Annotated in this window: 13 protein-coding genes; 4 read left to right on the forward strand and 9 right to left on the reverse strand. The window is 58.2% G+C overall.

Annotation, left to right across the window (positions count from 1 at the left end):
* Window positions 1–39 precede the first annotated feature (39 nt).
* Window positions 40–1,110, reverse strand: coding sequence for a tRNA preQ1(34) S-adenosylmethionine ribosyltransferase-isomerase QueA (queA, locus tag ACOTZD_RS17470; RefSeq protein WP_003859111.1), 1,071 nt, complete (start codon window positions 1,108–1,110; stop codon window positions 40–42).
* A gap of 92 nt (window positions 1,111–1,202) precedes the next feature.
* Between queA and acpH the strand changes: the two genes are divergently transcribed.
* Both acpH and ACOTZD_RS17480 read left to right on the forward strand, forming a co-directional pair.
* Window positions 1,203–1,784 carry an ACP phosphodiesterase gene (gene acpH, locus ACOTZD_RS17475; RefSeq protein ID WP_032608636.1) on the forward strand — a complete coding sequence of 194 codons (582 nt, stop codon included), beginning with the start codon at window positions 1,203–1,205 and terminating at the stop codon, window positions 1,782–1,784.
* 127 nt (window positions 1,785–1,911) lie between these two features.
* Window positions 1,912–2,514, forward strand: coding sequence for a peroxiredoxin C (locus tag ACOTZD_RS17480; protein ID WP_003859113.1), 603 nt, complete (start codon window positions 1,912–1,914; stop codon window positions 2,512–2,514).
* Between the two features lie 49 nt (window positions 2,515–2,563).
* Here the strand turns inward: ACOTZD_RS17480 and ACOTZD_RS17485 are convergent, their stop codons facing one another.
* The 7 genes from ACOTZD_RS17485 to phoB form a co-directional block, all read right to left on the reverse strand.
* Window positions 2,564–3,943, reverse strand: coding sequence for a DUF3999 domain-containing protein (locus ACOTZD_RS17485; protein ID WP_174402111.1), 1,380 nt, complete (start codon window positions 3,941–3,943; stop codon window positions 2,564–2,566).
* The gene (locus ACOTZD_RS17490; RefSeq protein WP_174402112.1) at window positions 3,940–6,549 is read right to left on the reverse strand and encodes a DUF2339 domain-containing protein; all 2,610 of its coding nucleotides are present in this window, start codon (window positions 6,547–6,549) and stop codon (window positions 3,940–3,942) included. The genes ACOTZD_RS17485 and ACOTZD_RS17490 overlap by 4 nt, the downstream gene beginning before the upstream one ends.
* A 91-nt stretch (window positions 6,550–6,640) precedes the next feature.
* Window positions 6,641–8,458, reverse strand: coding sequence for a maltodextrin glucosidase (malZ, locus tag ACOTZD_RS17495; RefSeq protein WP_072139899.1), 1,818 nt, complete (start codon window positions 8,456–8,458; stop codon window positions 6,641–6,643).
* A 162-nt stretch (window positions 8,459–8,620) separates the two neighbouring features.
* Entirely contained in the window at window positions 8,621–9,994 is a 1,374-nt protein-coding gene (proY, locus tag ACOTZD_RS17500) for a proline-specific permease ProY (RefSeq protein WP_003859117.1), read from the reverse strand.
* A gap of 81 nt (window positions 9,995–10,075) precedes the next feature.
* On the reverse strand, window positions 10,076–11,395 hold the full coding sequence (gene brnQ, locus ACOTZD_RS17505; RefSeq protein WP_003859118.1) for a branched-chain amino acid transporter carrier protein BrnQ: 1,320 nt from the start codon (window positions 11,393–11,395) through the stop codon (window positions 10,076–10,078).
* A 408-nt stretch (window positions 11,396–11,803) separates the two neighbouring features.
* The gene (gene phoR, locus ACOTZD_RS17510) at window positions 11,804–13,099 is read right to left on the reverse strand and encodes a phosphate regulon sensor histidine kinase PhoR (protein WP_023315505.1); all 1,296 of its coding nucleotides are present in this window, start codon (window positions 13,097–13,099) and stop codon (window positions 11,804–11,806) included.
* Window positions 13,100–13,120: 21 nt separating this feature from the next.
* On the reverse strand, window positions 13,121–13,810 hold the full coding sequence (gene phoB, locus ACOTZD_RS17515) for a phosphate response regulator transcription factor PhoB (RefSeq protein ID WP_003859122.1): 690 nt from the start codon (window positions 13,808–13,810) through the stop codon (window positions 13,121–13,123).
* Between the two features lie 187 nt (window positions 13,811–13,997).
* Between phoB and sbcD the strand changes: the two genes are divergently transcribed.
* Both sbcD and sbcC read left to right on the forward strand, forming a co-directional pair.
* Window positions 13,998–15,203: an exonuclease subunit SbcD gene (sbcD, locus tag ACOTZD_RS17520; RefSeq protein ID WP_023324223.1), complete on the forward strand. Its 1,206-nt coding sequence runs from the start codon at window positions 13,998–14,000 to the stop codon at window positions 15,201–15,203.
* The gene (gene sbcC, locus ACOTZD_RS17525; RefSeq protein ID WP_174402113.1) at window positions 15,200–18,331 is read left to right on the forward strand and encodes an exonuclease subunit SbcC; all 3,132 of its coding nucleotides are present in this window, start codon (window positions 15,200–15,202) and stop codon (window positions 18,329–18,331) included. Before sbcD ends, sbcC begins: the two co-directional genes overlap by 4 nt.
* Before the next feature lie 97 nt (window positions 18,332–18,428).
* On the opposite strand, the gene mak is transcribed toward sbcC, so the two are convergent.
* Window positions 18,429–19,334 carry a fructokinase gene (mak, locus tag ACOTZD_RS17530; protein ID WP_003859127.1) on the reverse strand — a complete coding sequence of 302 codons (906 nt, stop codon included), beginning with the start codon at window positions 19,332–19,334 and terminating at the stop codon, window positions 18,429–18,431.
* Between the last annotated feature and the right edge of the window lie 85 nt (window positions 19,335–19,419).

Genomic DNA, 19,419 nt, shown 5'->3' on the forward strand with positions numbered 1-19,419 from the left:
CAGAAAAACAGTCCAACGTTGTAACACAGTGCCGCGGACTTATTCCCCGACACGCTCATTCAAAGCCTGCGGATTGTACGTGATAAACATCGCGTCACCGTAGCTAAAAAAGCGATATTTTTGTTCTACCGCAGACTTGTAGGCGTTCATCGTATGCTGATACCCCGCAAACGCGGAAACCAGCATAATCAGCGTCGATTCAGGCAGATGGAAGTTGGTCACCAGCGCATCAATGACTTTGTACTGATAGCCCGGGTAGATAAAAATCTGCGTATCGCCAAAGAACGGTTCAATCAGCTCGCTTTTCGCGGCCTGCGCGGCGCTCTCAAGGGAACGTACCGACGTTGTACCGACGGCCACGACGCGGCTTCCGCGCGCTTTCGCCGCCAGCACCGCATCCACCACCTCCTGCGGCACTTCGGCGTACTCAGAGTGCATGATGTGATCTTCGATGCTGTCCACGCGTACCGGCTGGAACGTCCCCGCGCCGACGTGCAGCGTCACGAAGGCCATCTCAACGCCCTTGGCGCGCAGCTTTTCCAGCAGCGGTTCATCAAAGTGCAGGCCCGCCGTTGGCGCCGCCACCGCACCCGGCTTCTGGCTGTAGACGGTCTGATACAGCTCGCGGTCGGCCTCTTCGTCCGGGCGTTCAATGTACGGCGGCAGCGGCATGTGGCCGATGGCGTTGAGGATATCAAGCACCGTGCGTTCGTCGTTGAACTCCACCTCGAACAGCGCGTCGTGACGCGCGGTCATGGTCGCTTTGATGCTCTCGTCATCCCCCAGCAGCAGCTCCGCGCCCGGCTTAGGCGCTTTGGAGGCGCGAATATGTGCCAGAATACGTTTATCATCGAGCATACGTTCGACCAGCACCTCAATCTTGCCGCCGCTGGCTTTACGGCCAAACAGACGCGCCGGGATCACGCGGGTATTATTAAAGACCAGCAGATCGCCAGGGTTGAGCTTGTCGAGCAGATCGGTGAAAGTACCGTGCGTCAGCGCGCCCGTTGGCCCGTCCAGTGACAGCAAGCGACAGCTGCTACGCTCAGGCATGGGGTAGTGAGCAATCAGGGATTCAGGTAGTTCAAAGGAGAAATCGGCGACGCGCATGACGTATACTCGTGACTTAAAAACAGGCGGCATAGTCTAGTGCTCACACCCTTTTGCTGCAACAACTAGCCGCCACCGGACAACGAAAACGCATGAATTTTCTCGCTCACCTGCATCTCGCTCACCTCGCGGACAGCTCCCTCTCCGGCAATTTGCTGGCCGATTTTGTACGCGGCAACCCGGCGGAAGCGTATTCCCCTGAGGTTGTCGACGGAATTTTTATGCACCGCCGCATCGACGTGCTGACCGATAACCTGCCGGAAGTGACGGAAGCCAAAACCTGGTTCCGCCCCGAAACGCGACGGGTGGCGCCGATCACGCTCGACGTCATGTGGGATCATTTCCTGTCGCGCCACTGGTCGCAGCTGTCGCCTGATATGTCGCTGCCTGAGTTTGTGCGCTACGCCCACGCGCAGGTGTCGATCATTTTGCCGGACTCCCCGCCGCGCTTTGTAAATCTGAATAACTATCTCTGGTCTGAACGCTGGCTGGAGCGATACCGCGAGATGGATTTCATTCAGAACGTCCTGAACGGCATGGCGAGCCGTCGACCGCGTCTGGACGCGCTGCGCGACTCATGGCATGACCTGGATGAACATTACGATGCGCTGGAAACCCGCTTCTGGCAGTTCTACCCGCGTATGATGACGCAGGCGAAAAATAAAGAACTGTGATGCCGGTATGATTGATAGGTAAAAGCTGGTGGAACGATTGTTACCACCTCTTTGTCTTATTCCCGTACTGCCTCTATACTGGCCCGCGTTGCGTTCCAAATAACCTTAGTATCTACAGGAGAATCATATGGTTCTGGTAACTCGTCCGGCTCCGGATTTTACAGCTGCCGCCGTTCTGGGCAATGGTGAAATCGTTGAAAACTTCAACTTCAAACAGCATACCAACGGTAAAGCGACCGTTCTGTTCTTCTGGCCAATGGACTTCACTTTCGTTTGCCCGTCTGAGCTGATCGCGTTCGACAAACGTTACGAAGAATTCCAGAAGCGTGGCGTGGAAGTGGTTGGCGTCTCCTTCGACTCTGAATTTGTACACAACGCATGGCGTAACACCCCTGTCGAAAACGGCGGCATCGGTGCGGTGAAATACGCGATGGTTGCGGACATCAAACGCGAAATCCAGCAGGCTTACGGTATCGAACATCCGGACGCTGGCGTTGCACTGCGTGGTTCTTTCCTGATCGATGCAAACGGCATCGTTCGTCACCAGGTTGTGAACGATCTGCCGCTGGGTCGTAACATCGACGAAATGCTGCGCATGGTTGACGCGCTCCAGTTCCACGAAGAGCACGGTGAAGTGTGCCCGGCTCAGTGGGAAAAAGGTAAAGAAGGTATGGCGGCTTCCCCAGACGGCGTAGCTAAATACCTGTCTGAGAACGTATCCAGCCTGTAATCGGCACGGTTTACGAAAAAACCCGCGAATACGCGGGTTTTTTTATGGCTTATGCTGCGCCGTCTTTTTTTACCTCGCGCCAGATGCGCCATGCCATACCCGCAAGCACCATCACCCCCGCAATCAGTACGCCCCAGACCATCAGCGTTTTCATTCTGCTTTCCTGCTCAGCCGCAGACGTCGCGGTTAAACGCGCCTCGCCCCCCAGCGGGACAGGTTCCAGCGTATCCGCCATCGGCAAGGCTGCCAGATCGTAGGTTTTACGCAGTTCGGTCGGGATCAGCATATCCGTCTCCACGCTCGCCGGTTTCGCAGCCCCGTTCCCCCACGCGAGCAGGTACGGCCCCTTCCCCTGCGCGTTAAACACCAGATCGTAGCGCACGCGCTGCCCTATCACGCCCGGCAGGTTCTCGGGCAAACGCGCATTGAGGGTCTTGATTTTTACCGCCTCGACCAGCCCGCCAGGGAGCGGAACAGGTTCAGACGTTTTGCCGCCGAGCTGGTAGATCACCTCTTTTTTCAGCGTATGCCACCGATCCTTATCCGCCCCCCGCCAGGCTATTTCTGCCGGGAGAACGCCGTCGCCATTCAGCATGAAGGCGATCGCACTCAGAGGCTGCGGATGTTTCCAGCGCCACACGGCTTCACTTTCGGATAACCGCTCCCCCTCTCCCGCCAGGCTAATGTGCTCTGATTCCGGCTGCGCAGGCGCGTTAATCGCGTTGACGCCGGTTAACGTCAGGGCAGAACGTCCCGTGTTCAGCACCAGCAGCAGATAGCGATTCGCCTCAGGTGATAACACCAGATCGGTATCGATGCGGTCGAGCTTCAGGCGATCCTGTCCACTCATCACGTCCAGCAGGGGCATCTCTTCGCGCAAGGTATACCAGTTTTTCAGATCCTCGCTGTAATAGACCGATGCCGTTCCCTGCCACGAGCCCTGCGGCGTGTCCCAGAAAAGCTGGAGCTGAGAGAGCGGAACCTCCGTCGCGTTTTCCGGCAGGGTCAGCAGATAGTGCTGTCCGGCAGCCGCAGCGTGTTGCCCTTCCAGCACAATTTCCACACCGTTTCTGGCCCGTAGCATAATTTTATCGCCGCTGTCCTCTTCCCCGCCCGGCGAGGCGTTAAGCGCAAAAAGGCGCAGCGCCGTGGTGGTCGGTGCCGGCTGCGGACGCGTCGTAGTAACCAGGCTGAACGGTACAGGCTCTCCCGACTGATTAAACACGCGCACGTCGCGCAGATCGGGCGATGTGCTCTGCTGATAAATCGCCAGCGGCAGCATGACCCGATACCACGGCGAAGAGGCAGAGGTATCAAGGGACAGGCCGTAGGCATAATCCCGCGGGGATTCCGCTGGCGCGCCCTCGCTGAATGCCGGACCGGCCATGGCCAGCAGTGCTGCATAAACAACCGCATTCATCCATTTCATTTTTCTTCTCCTGCTTTAGGCGGTAGCGGCGAGAAATAGCCCACAATCAGGACCAGGATCGCCACGCCAATAAACGCGACGGCGCGCGCCAGGCCGCCACCGCCCGCGCTGTCCACCAGCATCAGTTTGAGCATCACCACCCCCAGCAGCGCCGCACCGCCAAGCCACTGATGACGGGAGGCCTGACGGGTGGCGCGGATCATCACCACCAGCGCGCAGAACATCCAGAACAGGGCAAAGGTGGTCTGAATAAGCCGCGAATGCCACAGCGATTCCATGTTCCAGGCCACCTCGCCGTACCACGCCAGCGCACGCAGCAACGCGCCGTTGAGCCACCAGAAGCCAAGCGCCATCAGCACAACGGCGGGCCAAGGTCGGGACTGCGCAAGCGATGCCGGATAGTAGCGATCCACTGCCCGATAAAATACTACCAGCCCCAGCAGCGCGAACGCCGCCCCTTCCTCAAGCGGGTTCACCAGCGGCAGCCAGGTCTTTCGATAGACCACACCGTCCTGGAAATTGGTCACGACCAGCAATACCACCAGCGCCACAACCACAGGGATCGCGGCAAGGCAGGCGTAGAGCGCAGGCCATACCCGGAAAGGCCACCCGCGACGCCGTACGGCCGCGGAGAGCGCCATAATCACCCCACCGCCGACAGCCATCGCAATGCCGCTTCCCCAGGCCGCCATGCCCCATGGCAGGGAGCGGGCAAACCAGTAAAGCTCGGCGGCAAGGGCGAGTAAAATCATCCACAACAGCGACAGATGCAGCCCCACTGAGATGCGCGGCAGAAGTTTATCTTCGTCGCGCCGCAGCAGCATCAGGGCGGCAGGCAGCGCGATAGCCCAGGCCAGATTTGCCCAGCCGGCCGCCAGAATCTGCTGGTGCGAGACCTGATACAGCACCATCAGCAGCATCACCGGCCACAGCAGCCATTTGCTGGCATCCAGCTCCCACCATGCCAGACGAGCGGCAGCCTGCCGCCATCCCCAGGTCGACGCCGCCGTCAGCGCCAGCACGCCTGCCAGAAGCGATAACTCCTGCTTCAGGAACAACTGCGACGCGCCCAGCAACGCCACTAACCAGAACAGCAACCCACCGGCCAGCAATGCCCAGCTGCCCGGCAGCGCGATTTTCTGCCACAGCCAGGCCGCAGCCAGCCAGCAAAGACTGAGCACTGCGAAAATAAGCAGGAGGCTCAGCGAAGTGACGCCGTCCATTTGCGCCCATATCGCGCTGCCGAGCGCCAGCACCAGCAACGCCGTCCCGCTATAGCTCATGCGCCGCTGCTGCTGTTGCACGCCCAACCAAAGAATACCCAGCCCTTCCAGCGCCCAGGCCATCGCCGTCCAGCGCGCTGAAAGCGCCAGCGGAATGGCAAGCGTGGCAAACCCGCCGCCGATCGCCAGCGCCGCCATAACCAGCGGTCGTCCGATGGAGGGGTAACGCCGCAGCGCGAGAAACGCCAGCGAGAGGTAAAACGCACCATAGCCCAGCGCGCTTAGCGCCGGGCCGTACGTCCAGTGAGACGTCATGCCATACTGCATCCCAAAACCAATCAGCGGCGGAGCAAACAGCAGTACGCCGTCAATAATCTGTTTGCCTTTTTCCTGCGCCCGCAGCGACAGCGCCACGCTAAACACGCCAAAAATAAGCGTATTGGCAATCAGGAACAGCTGACAAATAACATAGTCTTCCGGCTGGTAGTCGCTCAGTCCCCACACCCCGCCAACGCCAAACGTGAAGAGCAGCCCGAGCAGGTTGAGCTCGCGCCAGTGCTGCCAGATGCTGATGACGAGAATGCCGATGGACAGCAGGAGATAGAAGGAGAATAGCGCCACAAAGCTACCGCCCCCGGTAGACAGGAGCAGCGGCGCAAGATATCCGCCGAGGCTCGCCAGCATGGCAAGGCTCAGCGCCTTTTGCAACACGGCCAGCCCGACGCTCGCCGCGCAAATCACCACCAGCAGCGCAAACGCCAGCGTCATCGGCAGCATCTGCCACAGCCGGAATGCGCCAAAGACGGTCAGATAAAGCACGCCGGTCGCTCCGCCCTGGAGGATCAGCGCGTAGATCCGCTGCCTGTGCCGCAGCCGCCATCCAACGGCCAGCAGAACCATGGCAAACAGCGCCGTGGCGGCAAGACGCAGCTCAAGCGGAAACAGTGAATGTTCAACGGTATAGCGCAGCAGGAAAGAGAGGCCGAGGAAGAGCAGTACAATCCCCAGTTTTGCCAGCGGATTGCCCTGCATAAACCAGCGCGTCAGCGAGGACAGGATGCCGCCAAAGGCGGAAGGACGTTTTGCCGCCGGTACAGGCACAGGCTCTGCTTCAGTGACGGGCGGTTCGGGACGCCAGAGATCGACAGGTGCGTTAACGGCCTCTGACACCGGCGCTGGCGTCTTCACCGGCGCGGCGGTATGCACCTGCTCCGGTGCTTTCTCAGCCACACTACGCTGCTCGAGCGCCTCAATGCGCTGGCGAAGCCGGGCGATCTCCTGCCGCGCCGCCGTGCTTCGGTTAAAGCCTATCACCGCGAGCACGGGTGCCACGACCAGCGCAAAAACCAGGAACAAACAGCCAAGGATGTAAAGCTCGTCCATGTTTCCACCTTCACCGTAAACGATCCGTTAAGATTGACACAAATCGTTGCATTTGCGCCATCTTAAAAGGTGAAAACCATTCTGCCTGCGCTTAGCTGCCGAACCAGACCGCAGCGGAGATCGCTGGCAGCGTGAGCACGCTCCCCTGGAACGTCGCTTTACCCTCTTTGCTCTTCCACATTTTACCAGCCAGCAGCGGTGAATCTTCCAGCACGACTTCACACGCCTCGCCCCGGTTGATCGCCACCAGCACGCGCTGCTGGTTATAGACGCGGACAAACACCACCACGTTATCGTGGGCGTACATCACCTGACAGCCCCCGTATCGCAGGGCCTGGCTCTGCTTGCGCAGCGTCGCCATGCGCTGGTAGAGGCTGAACAGATCCTGAGCCTGCTTTTCAGGCTCCCACGGGAAGGTTTTACGGCAGAACGGATCGTTGTTGCCGTCCAGCCCGACTTCATCGCCATAGTAGATGCAGGGTACGCCCGGCCAGGTAAAGAGCCAGGTCACCGCCAGCGGCAGACGCGCCACATCCTTACCCAGCAACGATTTAAAGCGTGCGGTATCGTGGCTGTCGAGCTGGTTAAACATCCGCAGCTGCTGCTGATGCGACAGGCCAGCGCGATAGTTTTCCATCCACGCCATGCAGGTTTCGGCGTCAATATGCTGCGGATCGTAAGAGATATCGGTGTTAGCGAGGAAACCCCACAGCGGGAAGGTGAAGCCGCGATAGTTCATCGCCGCGTCTTCTGCATCAGCCTGCAACCAATGACGCGCGTCGCCAAAGTGCTCCCCGAAGACGAATGCTTCCGACCGGGCCGCTTTTGCCGACCGGGTAATGGCGGCGACATGCTGAAGGTTATTCCGCGCCCCGCCTGCTTCACCCAGCATATGCACCACGTCCAGCCGCCAGCCGTCCATGTTCCACGGCGCTTTCAGCCAGTGGCGCACGATGCTGTCGTCGCCGCCGTAGATCTCATTCACCAGCGATGGCGACTGGAAATCGAGCTTCGGCAGGCTCGGGTAGCCCAGCCAGTCCAGGGCGCGGCCATTCTCGTCAAAACTGTACCAGTCACGCTGCGGTGAGTCCGGATTATGGCATGCGCCGCCCATCGACTGATTGTGACGGTCAAACCACGCATGAGAATCACCGCTGTGATTGAACACGCCATCAAGGATCAGGCGCATACCCTCTTTTTGCGTGTTGTGCCGCAGCCGCAGCAGCGCTTCGTCACCGCCAAACTGCTCGTCAACGTGGCGGTAGTCCTGCGTATCGTATTTGTGCACGCTTGGCGCTTTAAACACCGGGTTCAGGTACAGCGCCGTCACGCCGAGCTTTTTCAGGTACGGCAGTTTTTCGCTGATACCGTCGAGATCGCCGCCGTAAAAGGTCGATCCCCCCGCCTGGGCGGTCAGCGGCTCGTCCCATTTTTTCAGAATGATGTCGTGACCGACCGCATGATGGTAATAAACCTTGTCCTGATCGACGGTGCGCTTTTCACTGCGCGCAAAGCGGTCCGGGAAAATCTGGTAAAAGACCTGATCGTTAACCCACTGCGGGCCGTTATCCGGGTGATCCACGGCAAACTGCTCCAGCCTGGCCGGAGGGAAACGGCTGAAACCCTGCGGGGTAAACCACAGCTGGCGGTTGTTCCACAGCAGCTTGAAGCCGTAGCGGCGACGCGGTTGCCCGCTGCGCAAATCGATATTTGCCCGCCACGCCGTGACGCCCGGCTGCGGCTGGCTGCGCACTTTGTGCATTTTCAGCGACGTTTCTTCGTTATCCACTTCGGCGCGCAGGGTCACACGTTCAGGCTGATTGTCCCCTGCCAGCCAGAGCGTAATCACAAGGTTGTCTTTGTTTTGCTTAACAAATGGGGCAACCGGAAGGTGCCAGGCGTTTAACATCACGAATCCCCTTTGATGAAATTGACGTCACCTTGCCACAGGGTGATTAAGGATAGCTCACCATGATGGGATTTATTGGGGGAGGAGGACGGGGGAGGAGGCATCAGTGCAGCCTGATGCCCTCACCCTAACCCTCTCCCACGGGGAGAGGGGAAAAGAATGTTACTGTGCTTCCGCCAGCTGACGATCGCGGCGACATTTAAACATCCAGCCCACCAGCAGCAGGACGATCCACGCGAAGCCCACGTACAGGGAAATACGGGTATCCGGGTGATAACCAATCAGGCCAATGATGAAGACCAGGAAGATCAGACCGACAATGGTCGTTGGCACGCCGCCCGGCACTTTAAACTTCAGCGCTTTGGCCTCTTCTGGCGACAGGCGGCGACGGAACGCAATCTGCGACAGCAGGATCATGATCCATACCCACACGGTGGCGAAGGTCGCCAGTGACGCAATCACCAGGAAGACGTTCTCCGGCATGATGTAGTTCAGGTAGACCGAGAACAGCAGCGCCACGGTCATGACCAGCACCGTTACCCACGGGGTGCCGCGACGCGACGTTTTGGCAAACACCTTCGGCGCACTGCCCTGCTCCGCCATGCCGTGCAGCATACGGCCCACGCCGAACACGTCACTGTTGATGGCCGACAGCGAGGCGGTCAGCACCACAAAGTTGAGAATGCTGGCGGCAAACGCAATGCCCATATGCTGGAAAGTCAGGACAAACGGGCTGCCGTTGGTGCCCACCTGGTTCCACGGGTAGATGGACATAATCACAAACAGCGTGCCCACGTAGAACACCAGGATACGCATCGGCACCGAGTTGATGGCGCGCGGAATAGACTTCTCCGGATCTTTCGCTTCCCCGGCGGTGATGCCGATAATCTCGATTCCGCCATAGGCGAACATGACCATCTGGAGCGACATGACCATCCCGAGCCAGCCGTTGCTAAAGAAGCCGCCGTTGCTCCACAGGTTATGGATGCCGGTTGGCTGCCCACCGTTGCCGATACCCCAGATGATGATGCCGAAACCGGCGAGGATCATGATGATAATGGTCGCGACCTTGAAGAAGGAGAACCAGAACTCCAGCTCGCCAAACACCTTCACGCTCATCAGGTTAACGGCGCAGATAATCAGCACCACGCTCAGCACCCAGATCCAGTGCGGCACGGCAGGGAACCAGACCCCCATATAGATGCCAAACGCCGTCACATCGGCAATGGCGACAATCAGGATTTCAAAGCAATAAGTCCAGCCAGTGATAAACCCGGCCAGCGGGCCTAAGTTCTCTTGTGCATAGCGTGAAAACGAGCTGGCAGACGGGTTGTGAACCGACATCTCCCCCAGCGCACGCATGATGATATAGGCCGCGGCACCGCCGATGATGTAGGCCAGCAGAACGCTTGGACCGGCCATTTTGATGGCATCTGCCGAGCCATAAAAAAGACCGGTGCCGATAGCCGAGCCCAGCGCCATAAAGCGGATGTGGCGGGTGCTCAATCCACGTTTAAGTTTGTTAGTGCTTTCCATTAAAATCTTGCCATTCAACACGAAAAAAACAAAAAACCACGGGGCCTTAAGCCCCGTGGTTAAACAATTTGTTGCCGTTGATTAATGGGCGTTGGATGTCACCTGACGCCCGGCCGCACGGTCCCAGATAATCGCAAGAACCAGCGCTACAACGGAAGGCATCAGCCAGGCCAGGCCCTGCTCGGACAGCGGCAGACGCTGTGTCCAGGCTGGCAGGATTTCTGCAAATGCTGATGCTTTGATCCCGTCAAGGATACCAAAAATCAGGCTGATAAACATGGCCGGCGCAATAATTCGCGTCGAGTTATGCCACCACGGGCGGGTGAAGCTCAGCACCACCAGCACGATACATGGCGGATAGATAGCCGTCAGCACCGGAATTGACACCTGGATCAGGTGGCTCAGACCGAGGTTTGAAACCGCCATGGAGAAGATGCCGAGGATAAACACCAGCGTGCGGTAAGAGAGCGGCAGATACTGAGCGAAGAACTCCGCGCAGGCGCAGGTCAGACCCACCGCCGTCACCAGACAGGCCAGGAAAATCAGCGCTGCCAGCAGCATGCTGCCTGCACCACCAAAGGTGTGCTGCACGTAAGCATGCAGGATCGCCGCGCCGTTTGCGCTCTGATCGACCAGCGTTGCGCTATCTGAACCCAGACGGAACAGCGCCAGATACAGCAGCGTCAGGCCGACACCGGCCATCAGGCCAGCCCAGATAGTGTAACGAGTCAGCAGGCGCGCTTCGGTCACCCCACGGGAACGCGCGGCGTTAACGATAACGATACCAAACACCATCGCGCCAAGCGTATCCATCGTCAGATAGCCGTTCACGAAACCGTTTGAGAACGCCGCGTTCTGGTAGGCGTCCATCGCGGAGCTGATGGGCCCCGCAGGCCAGACAATGGCCGCAACCGCCAGCACAATCAGCGCCACAATTTTCAGCGGTGCCAGGAAGTTACCTACGGTATCCAGCAGTTTGCCCGGATAGAGAGAAACCAGAATCACGATGGCGAAGTAAATGAGGCTGTAAATAAACAGTGGCATCGCGCCGTCACCGGTCAGCGGGGCGATACCCACTTCAAAGGAGACGGTCGCCGTGCGCGGGGTCGCGAACAGCGGGCCAACGGCCAGATAGCAGACGGTTGCCAGCAGAACGCCAGCCACTTTGCCAATCGGGGTGCTGAGGCTGTCCACACCGCCACCGACTTTCGCCAGCGCGATAACGGTCAGTACCGGCAGGCCCACGGCAGTAAGCAGGAAGCCAAACGCAGCCGTCCAGACGTGTTCACCCGCCTGTAAGCCAACCATTGGAGGAAAAATGATATTACCTGCGCCAACGAACAGCGCAAATGTCATAAAGCCCAGCGCGATAATGTCACGCGATTTCAAGTGATGGGTCATAAAACCTTACTGCCTGTGGATGTGGTGTTGAATACGTTGAGATTTTCGCCATCCCTGATGGGACGATACAGCGGAAAATTTGCTCAATTTCAGCGGGATATGCTCCCGTCCTGGCGTGGCGAAGAATAGTTTTTCGATTTACCACGCAAATACAGTCGGTCTGACAGTATATGGGGGGCAATTTAAACGCTTATAACGTTTAAAGGCAAGAAGGGATCGTAAAACCAGAACAATATGCCAGCATGAAAATCCAGACCAACATAATATGCCATGTATAAGAAAAACTCATGGCTAATCATGCGAACAAAAAAGCACCAGCCGTATAATATTCATCCGCGTTTCGCTTGACTGCAAAGCAAACGGGCCAGCAACGCTGGCCCGTGGAAAGGTAGCCTGACACACACGCTGTCAGGCGCTTTTTTTGGCAATTAATCGTTCCGGAATCACGAAGCTAAAGCGCGTGCCCTTACCGAGGGTGCTTTCGATATTGAGCCGGCTTTCGTGGTGGCTGACGGCATGCTTCACAATTGCCAGCCCCAGTCCGCTTCCGCCGGTCTGCCGCGAGCGCGCCTTATCCACCCGGTAGAACCGTTCGGTGAGACGCGGGAGGTGTTCAGGCCCAATCCCCGGCCCGTTGTCCTCGACGCTAAACTCAGCGCCCGCCGGGGTATGCTGCCAGCGCACCGCGATATGCGTCCCTTTCGGGGTGTGATTCACGGCGTTATAGACCAGGTTTGAGATAGCGCTTCGCAGCTCATCTTCACTGCCGAGCACTTTCAGCGTGTTATCAACGTCAAAACTCAGGGTGTGCTGATTATGACTCAGCGTTTGGGCTTCGCGCTCCACCACCCGCAACATCATCGGCACATCAATGATGTCATTTAGCGCCAGCGACGGGGCAGCCTCAATTTTTGAAAGCGTCAGCAGCTGTTTGACCAGCCCTTCCATGCGGAACGTCTGCTCCCTCATGGTATGCAGCGCTTTCTCACGCGGCGCCCCCTCAAGCGTTTGCTCCTGCATCATCTCCAGGTAGCCCTGAAGCACCGTCAACGGCGTACGCAGCTCGTGGCTGACGTTGGCAAAGAAGTTACGTCTCGCGCCCTCAAGCTGGTGCATCTGGGTAACGTCCCTCGCCACCATCAGCCACTGCCGATCGCTGTAGGGCATCACGCGGATCTCCAGATGGCGACCGTTATTGAGCTTCAGATTGTGCGGGCGCGAAAAATCCCGCTTTTTCAGATACAGCGTGAACTCGGGATAGCGCAGAAGGTTGAGGATGTTCTGACCGTTATCATCCGGCCAGCGCAGGCCCAACAGCTGCTGTGCGAGGCCATTGCACCAGAAGATGGTCCCTTCTTCCGTCGTCAGGATCACCGCGTCCGGCAGCGACTCCGCACCGCTACGAAAGCGTTTGATCAGGCTTCCCAGCTCACGACGGCGCTTTTTATTACGCATCTGCATCTGGTGCAGGCCGTAGAGTAGCGGTTCCCAGCTCCCGCTTCCCGGCGGAGGTGTCATACTTCTGTCGACCCACAGCCACCAGGAAAGACGCAGTAAATTCCAGAAATGCCAGACGAGCAATCCCGTCACGGCCACCAGTAAAAACCACGGCAGATAGCCAAAGATAGCCCCCAGAATGAGGGCCGGAATACAGCATAAGATCAGTTCAAAGACGAGCCTTTTCCATGACAGACGTTCCAGCACGCGTCACACTCCTGTCATTGTTCAGAAACGGGTCGAGAAGCGATAACCCGTGCCGCGGACCGTCTGTACCATGCGATCGTGGCCGCTCAGTTCCAGTGCTTTACGCAGGCGGCGAATATGGACGTCAACCGTTCGGTCTTCGACATAGACGTTAGTTCCCCAGACGTTATTCAGCAACTGTTCGCGGCTGTAAACGCGCTCCGGGTGTGTCATAAAGAAGTGCAGGAGTTTAAATTCGGTGGGGCCCATATCGAGGGGATTTTCACCGGTCATGACCCGGTGTGAGGTAGGATCCAGGCTCAGCCCCTGCATCTCAATCACCTCTTCCACCGCCATCGGTGAAATACGGCGCATCACGGCTTTGATACGCGCCACCAGCTCTTTCGGGGAGAACGGTTTGGTGATGTAATCGTCCGCGCCGGTTTCCAGACCGCGCACGCGATCCTCTTCCTCGCCGCGCGCCGTCAGCATCACCACCGGGATATCACGGGTCATCGCCTCGCGTTTGATATGCTTGATAAACTGTAATCCGGAACCGCCAGGCAGCATCCAGTCCAGCAGGATCAGATCGGGCCAGGGTTCATTCAGCTGGTTCACCGCGCTGTCATAATCTTCCGCTTCAACCGGCTGGAAGCCATTTTGTTCAAGCACGAAGCACACCATTTCACGGATCGGAGCTTCATCTTCTACGACCAGAATACGTCTCGCCATACTTTGCCCTGTCTTATCGTATTTAAGTTACAAGTCTGTAATGCGGCGTCATTATGCGTCAGATTTATGACAGATTTATGAAAAACATTACCACTATAAATGGCAAACTGTTGTTTTATTACAGCGGTTATTTTCCGTTCCCCGAACGTTTATAATCCTGCTTTCTTATTATTGCCACGGATCTTTTATGCGCATACTTCACACCTCAGACTGGCACCTGGGTCAAAATTTTTACAGCAAAAGCCGCGCCGCGGAACATGAAGCGTTCCTGAACTGGCTGCTGGAGACGGCTCAGGCTCACGAGGTGGACGCGATTATTGTGGCGGGCGACATTTTTGATACCGGATCGCCGCCGAGCTATGCGCGTGAGCTATACAACCGTTTTGTGGTCAACCTCCAGCAAACCGGTTGTCACCTGGTGATTGTCGCCGGAAATCATGACTCGGTGGCGACGCTGAATGAATCCCGCGATATTCTGGCGTTCCTCAATACCACCGTGGTGGCCAGCGTCGGGCACGCGCCGCAGATCCTGAAAAAACGCGACGGCACGCCGGGCGCGGTGCTGTGCCCAATCCCGTTTTTACGCCCGCGCGATATCGTGCAAAGCCAGGCGGGTCTGTCCGGCAGCGAAAAACAGCAGCATCTGTTGCAGGCCATCACCCGCTATTATCACCAGCAGCATACGGAAGCCTGCGCCCTGCGCGGCGATCAGGCCATTCCGATCATTGCCACCGGACACCTCACCACCGTCGGAGCCAGTAAGAGTGATGCGGTGCGCGAGATCTATATCGGTACGCTGGACGCGTTTCCGGCGCAAAACTTCCCCCCCGCCGACTACATTGCCCTCGGGCATATTCACCGGGCGCAGATCATCGGCGGCTGCGAGCATATCCGCTACTGCGGCTCGCCCATTTCGCTCAGTTTTGACGAAACGGGCAAAGCCAAATCCGTCCATCTGGTGAGCTTCACCGAAGGCAAACTTAGCGCCGTTGAGACGCTCGAGGTGCCGGTCACCCAGCCGCTGGCGGTGCTGAAAGGCGATCTGGCCGCCATTACCGCTCAGCTTGAGCAGTGGCGCGACGCAGCGCTTAATCCCCCCGTCTGGCTCGATATCGAAATCACCACCGACGACTACCTGTACGATATGCAGCGTAAAATTCAGACGCTGACGGAAGACCTTCCCGTGGAAGTACTGCTGGTACGCCGCAGCCGCGAGCAGCGCGAGAAAATACTGCTCAACGCCCAGCGTGAAACGCTTAGCGAACTTCGGGTTGAAGAGGTGTTCGCGCGGCGGCTTGCGCATGAAGAGGTGGACGAGGCCAGACGCACCAGGCTTAACGAGCTGTTTGCCCAGACCCTGCACTCCCTCCATGACGAGGACGAAAACGCATGAAAATTCTGAGCCTGCGTCTGAAAAATCTGAATTCGCTAAAGGGTGAGTGGAAAATTGATTTCACCGCGGAGCCGTTCGCCAGCAACGGGCTGTTTGCCATCACCGGCGCAACCGGCGCTGGTAAAACCACGCTGCTGGATGCCATCTGCCTGGCGCTGTACCACGAAACGCCGCGTCTTAATAAGGTCTCTCAGGCGCAAAACGACCTGATGACGCGCGATACCGCCGAATGCCTGGCGGAAGTGGAATTTGAGGTCAAAGGCGTTGCTTATCGCGCTTTCTGGAGCCAGAACCGCGCCCGCAACCAGCCGGACGGGAACTTACAGGCACCGCGCGTAGAGCTGGCCCGCTGCGAAGACGGCAAAATTCTGGCCGACAAAGTCACGGATAAGCTGGAACAAACCGCCGCACTCACCGGGCTGGACTATGGTCGCTTTACCCGCTCGATGTTGCTCTCGCAGGGGCAGTTTGCCGCCTTCCTGAATGCTAAACCGAGCGATCGCGCTGAGCTGCTGGAGGAACTGACCGGCACGGAAATTTACGGCCAGATTTCCGCCATGGTTTTTGAAAAACACAAAGCGGCACGTAACGCGCTGGAGATGTGCGAAGCGCAGGCCGCAGGGGTTGTGCTGTTGAGCGAGGAACAGCAGCAGCACTTGCAGCAAAGTTTGCAGGCACTTACTGACGAAGAGAAAATCCTGCTGGCACAGCAGCAGAGCCAACAGAAAGATTTTCAGTGGCTTACGCGTAACGACGAACTGATACGTGAGCAGCAGCGCGCAGCCGCTTCGCAGCAGCAGGCGCAACAGGCTCTGACGGACGCCGCGCCGCAACTGGCTAAGCTCCAGCTGGCGCAGCCCGCCGCCCAGCTACGTCCGCTATGGCAGCACCAGCAGGAGCAGACCGCCCGCCTGTCGCAAACCGCAGAGCGAATTGTCGAAGTAAATACTCGCTTACTCGACAGAGCGGCACAGCGCGCGCGTATCCGCAACGGTGCGCAGCGCAACCGTGAACAGTTGCAGACAGAGCACACGGCGCTGACGCAGTGGCTAACCGAACACGATCGTTTCCGTCAGTGGGGACAGGAAATTGCCGGCTGGCGGGCGCATTTTACGCAGCTGAATCGCGATAAAAATCAGCTTGTTGCCCAGGCAGCGCGCATGGCTGAGCTTCGTCAGAAGCTGGCTGAGCTGCCGGAGAGTACGCTGACGCTGACGGCTGAGGATCTCGCGACGGCAATGGAGCAACAGGCACAATCGCGGGCGCTCCGCCAGCGTCTGACTGCGCTTCACGCTCGCTATCAGCCGCTGCAAAAACGACTGCGCCAGAATGCGGAAAGCGTGCAGAAAGCGCAGGCTGAGCAGGGTAAGCTCAATGAAACGCTGATCCTGCGGCGTCAGCAGTTCAAAGAAAAAAATCAGCACTATGCCGACCTGAAAGCGCTCTGTGAGCGTGAGGCGACAATCAAGGATCTTGAGAATTATCGTGCTCAGCTGGAAGCGGGTAAGCCTTGCCCGCTCTGCGGTTCACGCGAACACCCGGCAGTTGTGCAGTATCAGGCGCTTGAACTGACTGACAATCAGCGCCGCCGCGACGCGCTGGAGAAAGAGGTTGCTGCGCTAAAAGAGGAAGGATTGCTGGTGCTCGGGCAGGTGAATGCGCTGACCCAACAGATCCAGCGCGAGACAGAGGAAGCACAGGCTCTCTCTGAGGAAGAGCAAGCACTCACTAAAGAGTGGCTGGAGGTCTGTGCCTCCCTGAACATAGCGCTGAATATTCAGGATGATATTGCCCCCTGGATGAGCGAACAGGAGCAGTATGAACGCCAGCTGTATCAGCTTAGCCAGCGTCTGACGCTGCAAAACCAGCTCAATGAACAGGAAGATCAGGCGCGCCAGTACCAGCAGCAGCTGACGGCGACGCGTCAGGCGCTGGCGGCCTCGCTAGAGTCGCTGTCGCTTAGCGTGCCCGATGAAGGGGCCGAAAGCGCCTGGCTGAGCGCACGCGAAGCTGAATATACCCTGTGGCAGGAAAAACAGGCCCAGCACGGTACGATTCAGGAACGTATTAACGCCCTGATGCCAATCCTGGAGACGCTGCCGGTTACCGATGATACAGAAGCCGACGCGGTTATACCTGAGAACTGGCGCGGCATCCACGACGAATGCGTGTCGCTGCAAAGCCAGCTCACCACCCTCCAGCAGCAGGAGACGCTTGAGCGTGAACGGCTCCAGCAATCACAGGCTCAGTTCAACGCCGCGCTGACCGCGAGCTGCTTTGCCGATCGGGAGGCATTTCTCTCCGCCCTGCTGGATGAAGCGTCGATCCGCCAGCTTGAACAGCAAAAGCAGACGCTGGAAAACCAGCTCCAGCAGACCACGGCGCTTTCGGTGCAGGCAAGCCAGCAGCTTCAGGCGCATCAGGCACAGCGCCCCGAGGGGCTGGAAACCGATGCCGCAACGCTTCAGGCGCAGTTACATCAGCTGGCGCAACAGCTTCGGGACAATACCACGCATCAGGGGGAGATCCGCCAGCAGCTCAAACAGGACGCCGATAACCGTCTGCACCAGCAGGCGCTTATGCAGCAGATTGAGGAGGCGGCGCGTCAGGCCGACGACTGGGGCTATCTCAATGCGCTGATAGGCTCCAGCACCGGCGATAAATTCCGTAAATTCGCCCAGGGGCTAACGCTGGATAATCTGGTGTGGCTTGCCAACCAGCAGCTCAACCGTCTGCATGGCCGCTATCTGCTTCAGCGTAAAGCCAGCGACGCGCTGGAGCTGGAAGTGGTCGATACCTGGCAGGCCGATGCGATACGCGATACCCGTACCCTTTCCGGCGGGGAGAGTTTCCTGGTCAGTCTGGCGCTGGCTTTAGCGCTTTCCGATCTGGTCAGTCACAAAACGCGCATTGATTCGCTGTTCCTGGATGAAGGGTTCGGCACGCTCGACAGTGAAACGCTGGACACCGCGCTGGATGCGCTCGACGCACTGAACGCCACCGGGAAAACCATCGGCGTGATCAGCCACGTAGAGGCAATGAAAGAGCGTATTTCGGTGCAGATCAAGGTGAAGAAGATCAACGGGCTGGGGTATAGCAGGCTGGACAGGGAGTTTGCGGTGAATTGAATGGGGGACGGTGCGGTCTGATGCCCTCACCCTGGCCCTCTCCCTGTGGGAGAGGGTACAAACATCAAAAACGGCAACGCAAGTTGCCGTTTTGCGTTTATTCCGGCCACAGCCACGCCGCGCCTCGCACGCCGCTGGAGTCACCGTGGACGGCTTTGCGGATCGGCGTTTCGCACTCGCCGCCAAATACCCACTGTTTCACCAGCGTTGGCACCGTGGCGTAAAGTCGGTCGACGTTGCTCATGCCGCCGCCCAGCACAATCACGTCCGGATCGAGGATATTGATCACATGCGCCAGTGACTTAGCCAGCCGCATTTCGTAGCGGCTGAGCGCCAGTTCAGCCACCGGATCCTGCTCCTCAACCAGACGCATAATCTCGTTACCTTTCAGCGGCTGGCCGCTCAGACGATGATAATCGGTGGCAAACCCCGTACCGGAGATAAAGGTCTCTATACAGCCCTGCTTGCCACAGTAGCACGGCACTTCGGCGCGGTATTTGAGTTCATCTTCATCCATCCACGGCAGCGGGTTGTGCCCCCACTCGCCCGCGGTGCCGTTGCCGCCAATATGCGAGCGCCCTCCGAAGGCCACGCCCGCCCCGCAGCCGGTGCCGATAATTACGGCAAATACGGTCTGCGCGCCAGCCGCTGCGCCATCCACGGCCTCAGACACCGCCAGGCAGTTTGCGTCATTCGCCAGACGCACTTCCCGGTTCAGGCGTTGACTTAAGTCTTTATCAAACGGCTGACCGTTGAGCCAGGTGGAGTTGGCGTTTTTCACCACGCCGGTATACGGCGAAATGGAGCCAGGGATCCCCATCCCGACTGTGCCCGTCTCGCCCGTTGCCTGCTCTGCCATATCGACCAGGCGGGCAATCGTCTCTATGGTCTGGTGATAATCATCGCGCGGCGTAGGCAGACGGTGGCGAAACAGTTGCTCCCCCTGCTCGCTCAACGCGATGACTTCTGTTTTGGTGCCGCCCAAATCAATCCCAATACGCACAAGACACTCCTCATTATTTTGATTATCAACAGAGTAGAAGCCCGCTTCCCGATTAGCAATGCAAGCGATGCGACAATTCGTTATC

This window comes from Enterobacter cloacae complex sp. SHL022 (assembly GCF_049237785.1).
Lineage (GTDB): Bacteria > Pseudomonadota > Gammaproteobacteria > Enterobacterales > Enterobacteriaceae > Enterobacter > Enterobacter hormaechei_C.

Coding starts and splice junctions, on each gene's coding strand:
- acpH (WP_032608636.1), top strand. CDS start 1,203: ATGAATTTTCTCGCTCACCTGCATCTCGCTCACCTCGCGGACAGCTCC.
- malZ (WP_072139899.1), bottom strand. CDS start 8,458: ATGTTAAACGCCTGGCACCTTCCGGTTGCCCCATTTGTTAAGCAAAAC.
- phoB (WP_003859122.1), bottom strand. CDS start 13,810: ATGGCGAGACGTATTCTGGTCGTAGAAGATGAAGCTCCGATCCGTGAA.
- queA (WP_003859111.1), bottom strand. CDS start 1,110: ATGCGCGTCGCCGATTTCTCCTTTGAACTACCTGAATCCCTGATTGCT.
- proY (WP_003859117.1), bottom strand. CDS start 9,994: ATGGAAAGCACTAACAAACTTAAACGTGGATTGAGCACCCGCCACATC.
- sbcD (WP_023324223.1), top strand. CDS start 13,998: ATGCGCATACTTCACACCTCAGACTGGCACCTGGGTCAAAATTTTTAC.
- sbcC (WP_174402113.1), top strand. CDS start 15,200: ATGAAAATTCTGAGCCTGCGTCTGAAAAATCTGAATTCGCTAAAGGGT.
- ACOTZD_RS17490 (WP_174402112.1), bottom strand. CDS start 6,549: ATGGACGAGCTTTACATCCTTGGCTGTTTGTTCCTGGTTTTTGCGCTG.
- brnQ (WP_003859118.1), bottom strand. CDS start 11,395: ATGACCCATCACTTGAAATCGCGTGACATTATCGCGCTGGGCTTTATG.
- ACOTZD_RS17480 (WP_003859113.1), top strand. CDS start 1,912: ATGGTTCTGGTAACTCGTCCGGCTCCGGATTTTACAGCTGCCGCCGTT.
- ACOTZD_RS17485 (WP_174402111.1), bottom strand. CDS start 3,943: ATGAAATGGATGAATGCGGTTGTTTATGCAGCACTGCTGGCCATGGCC.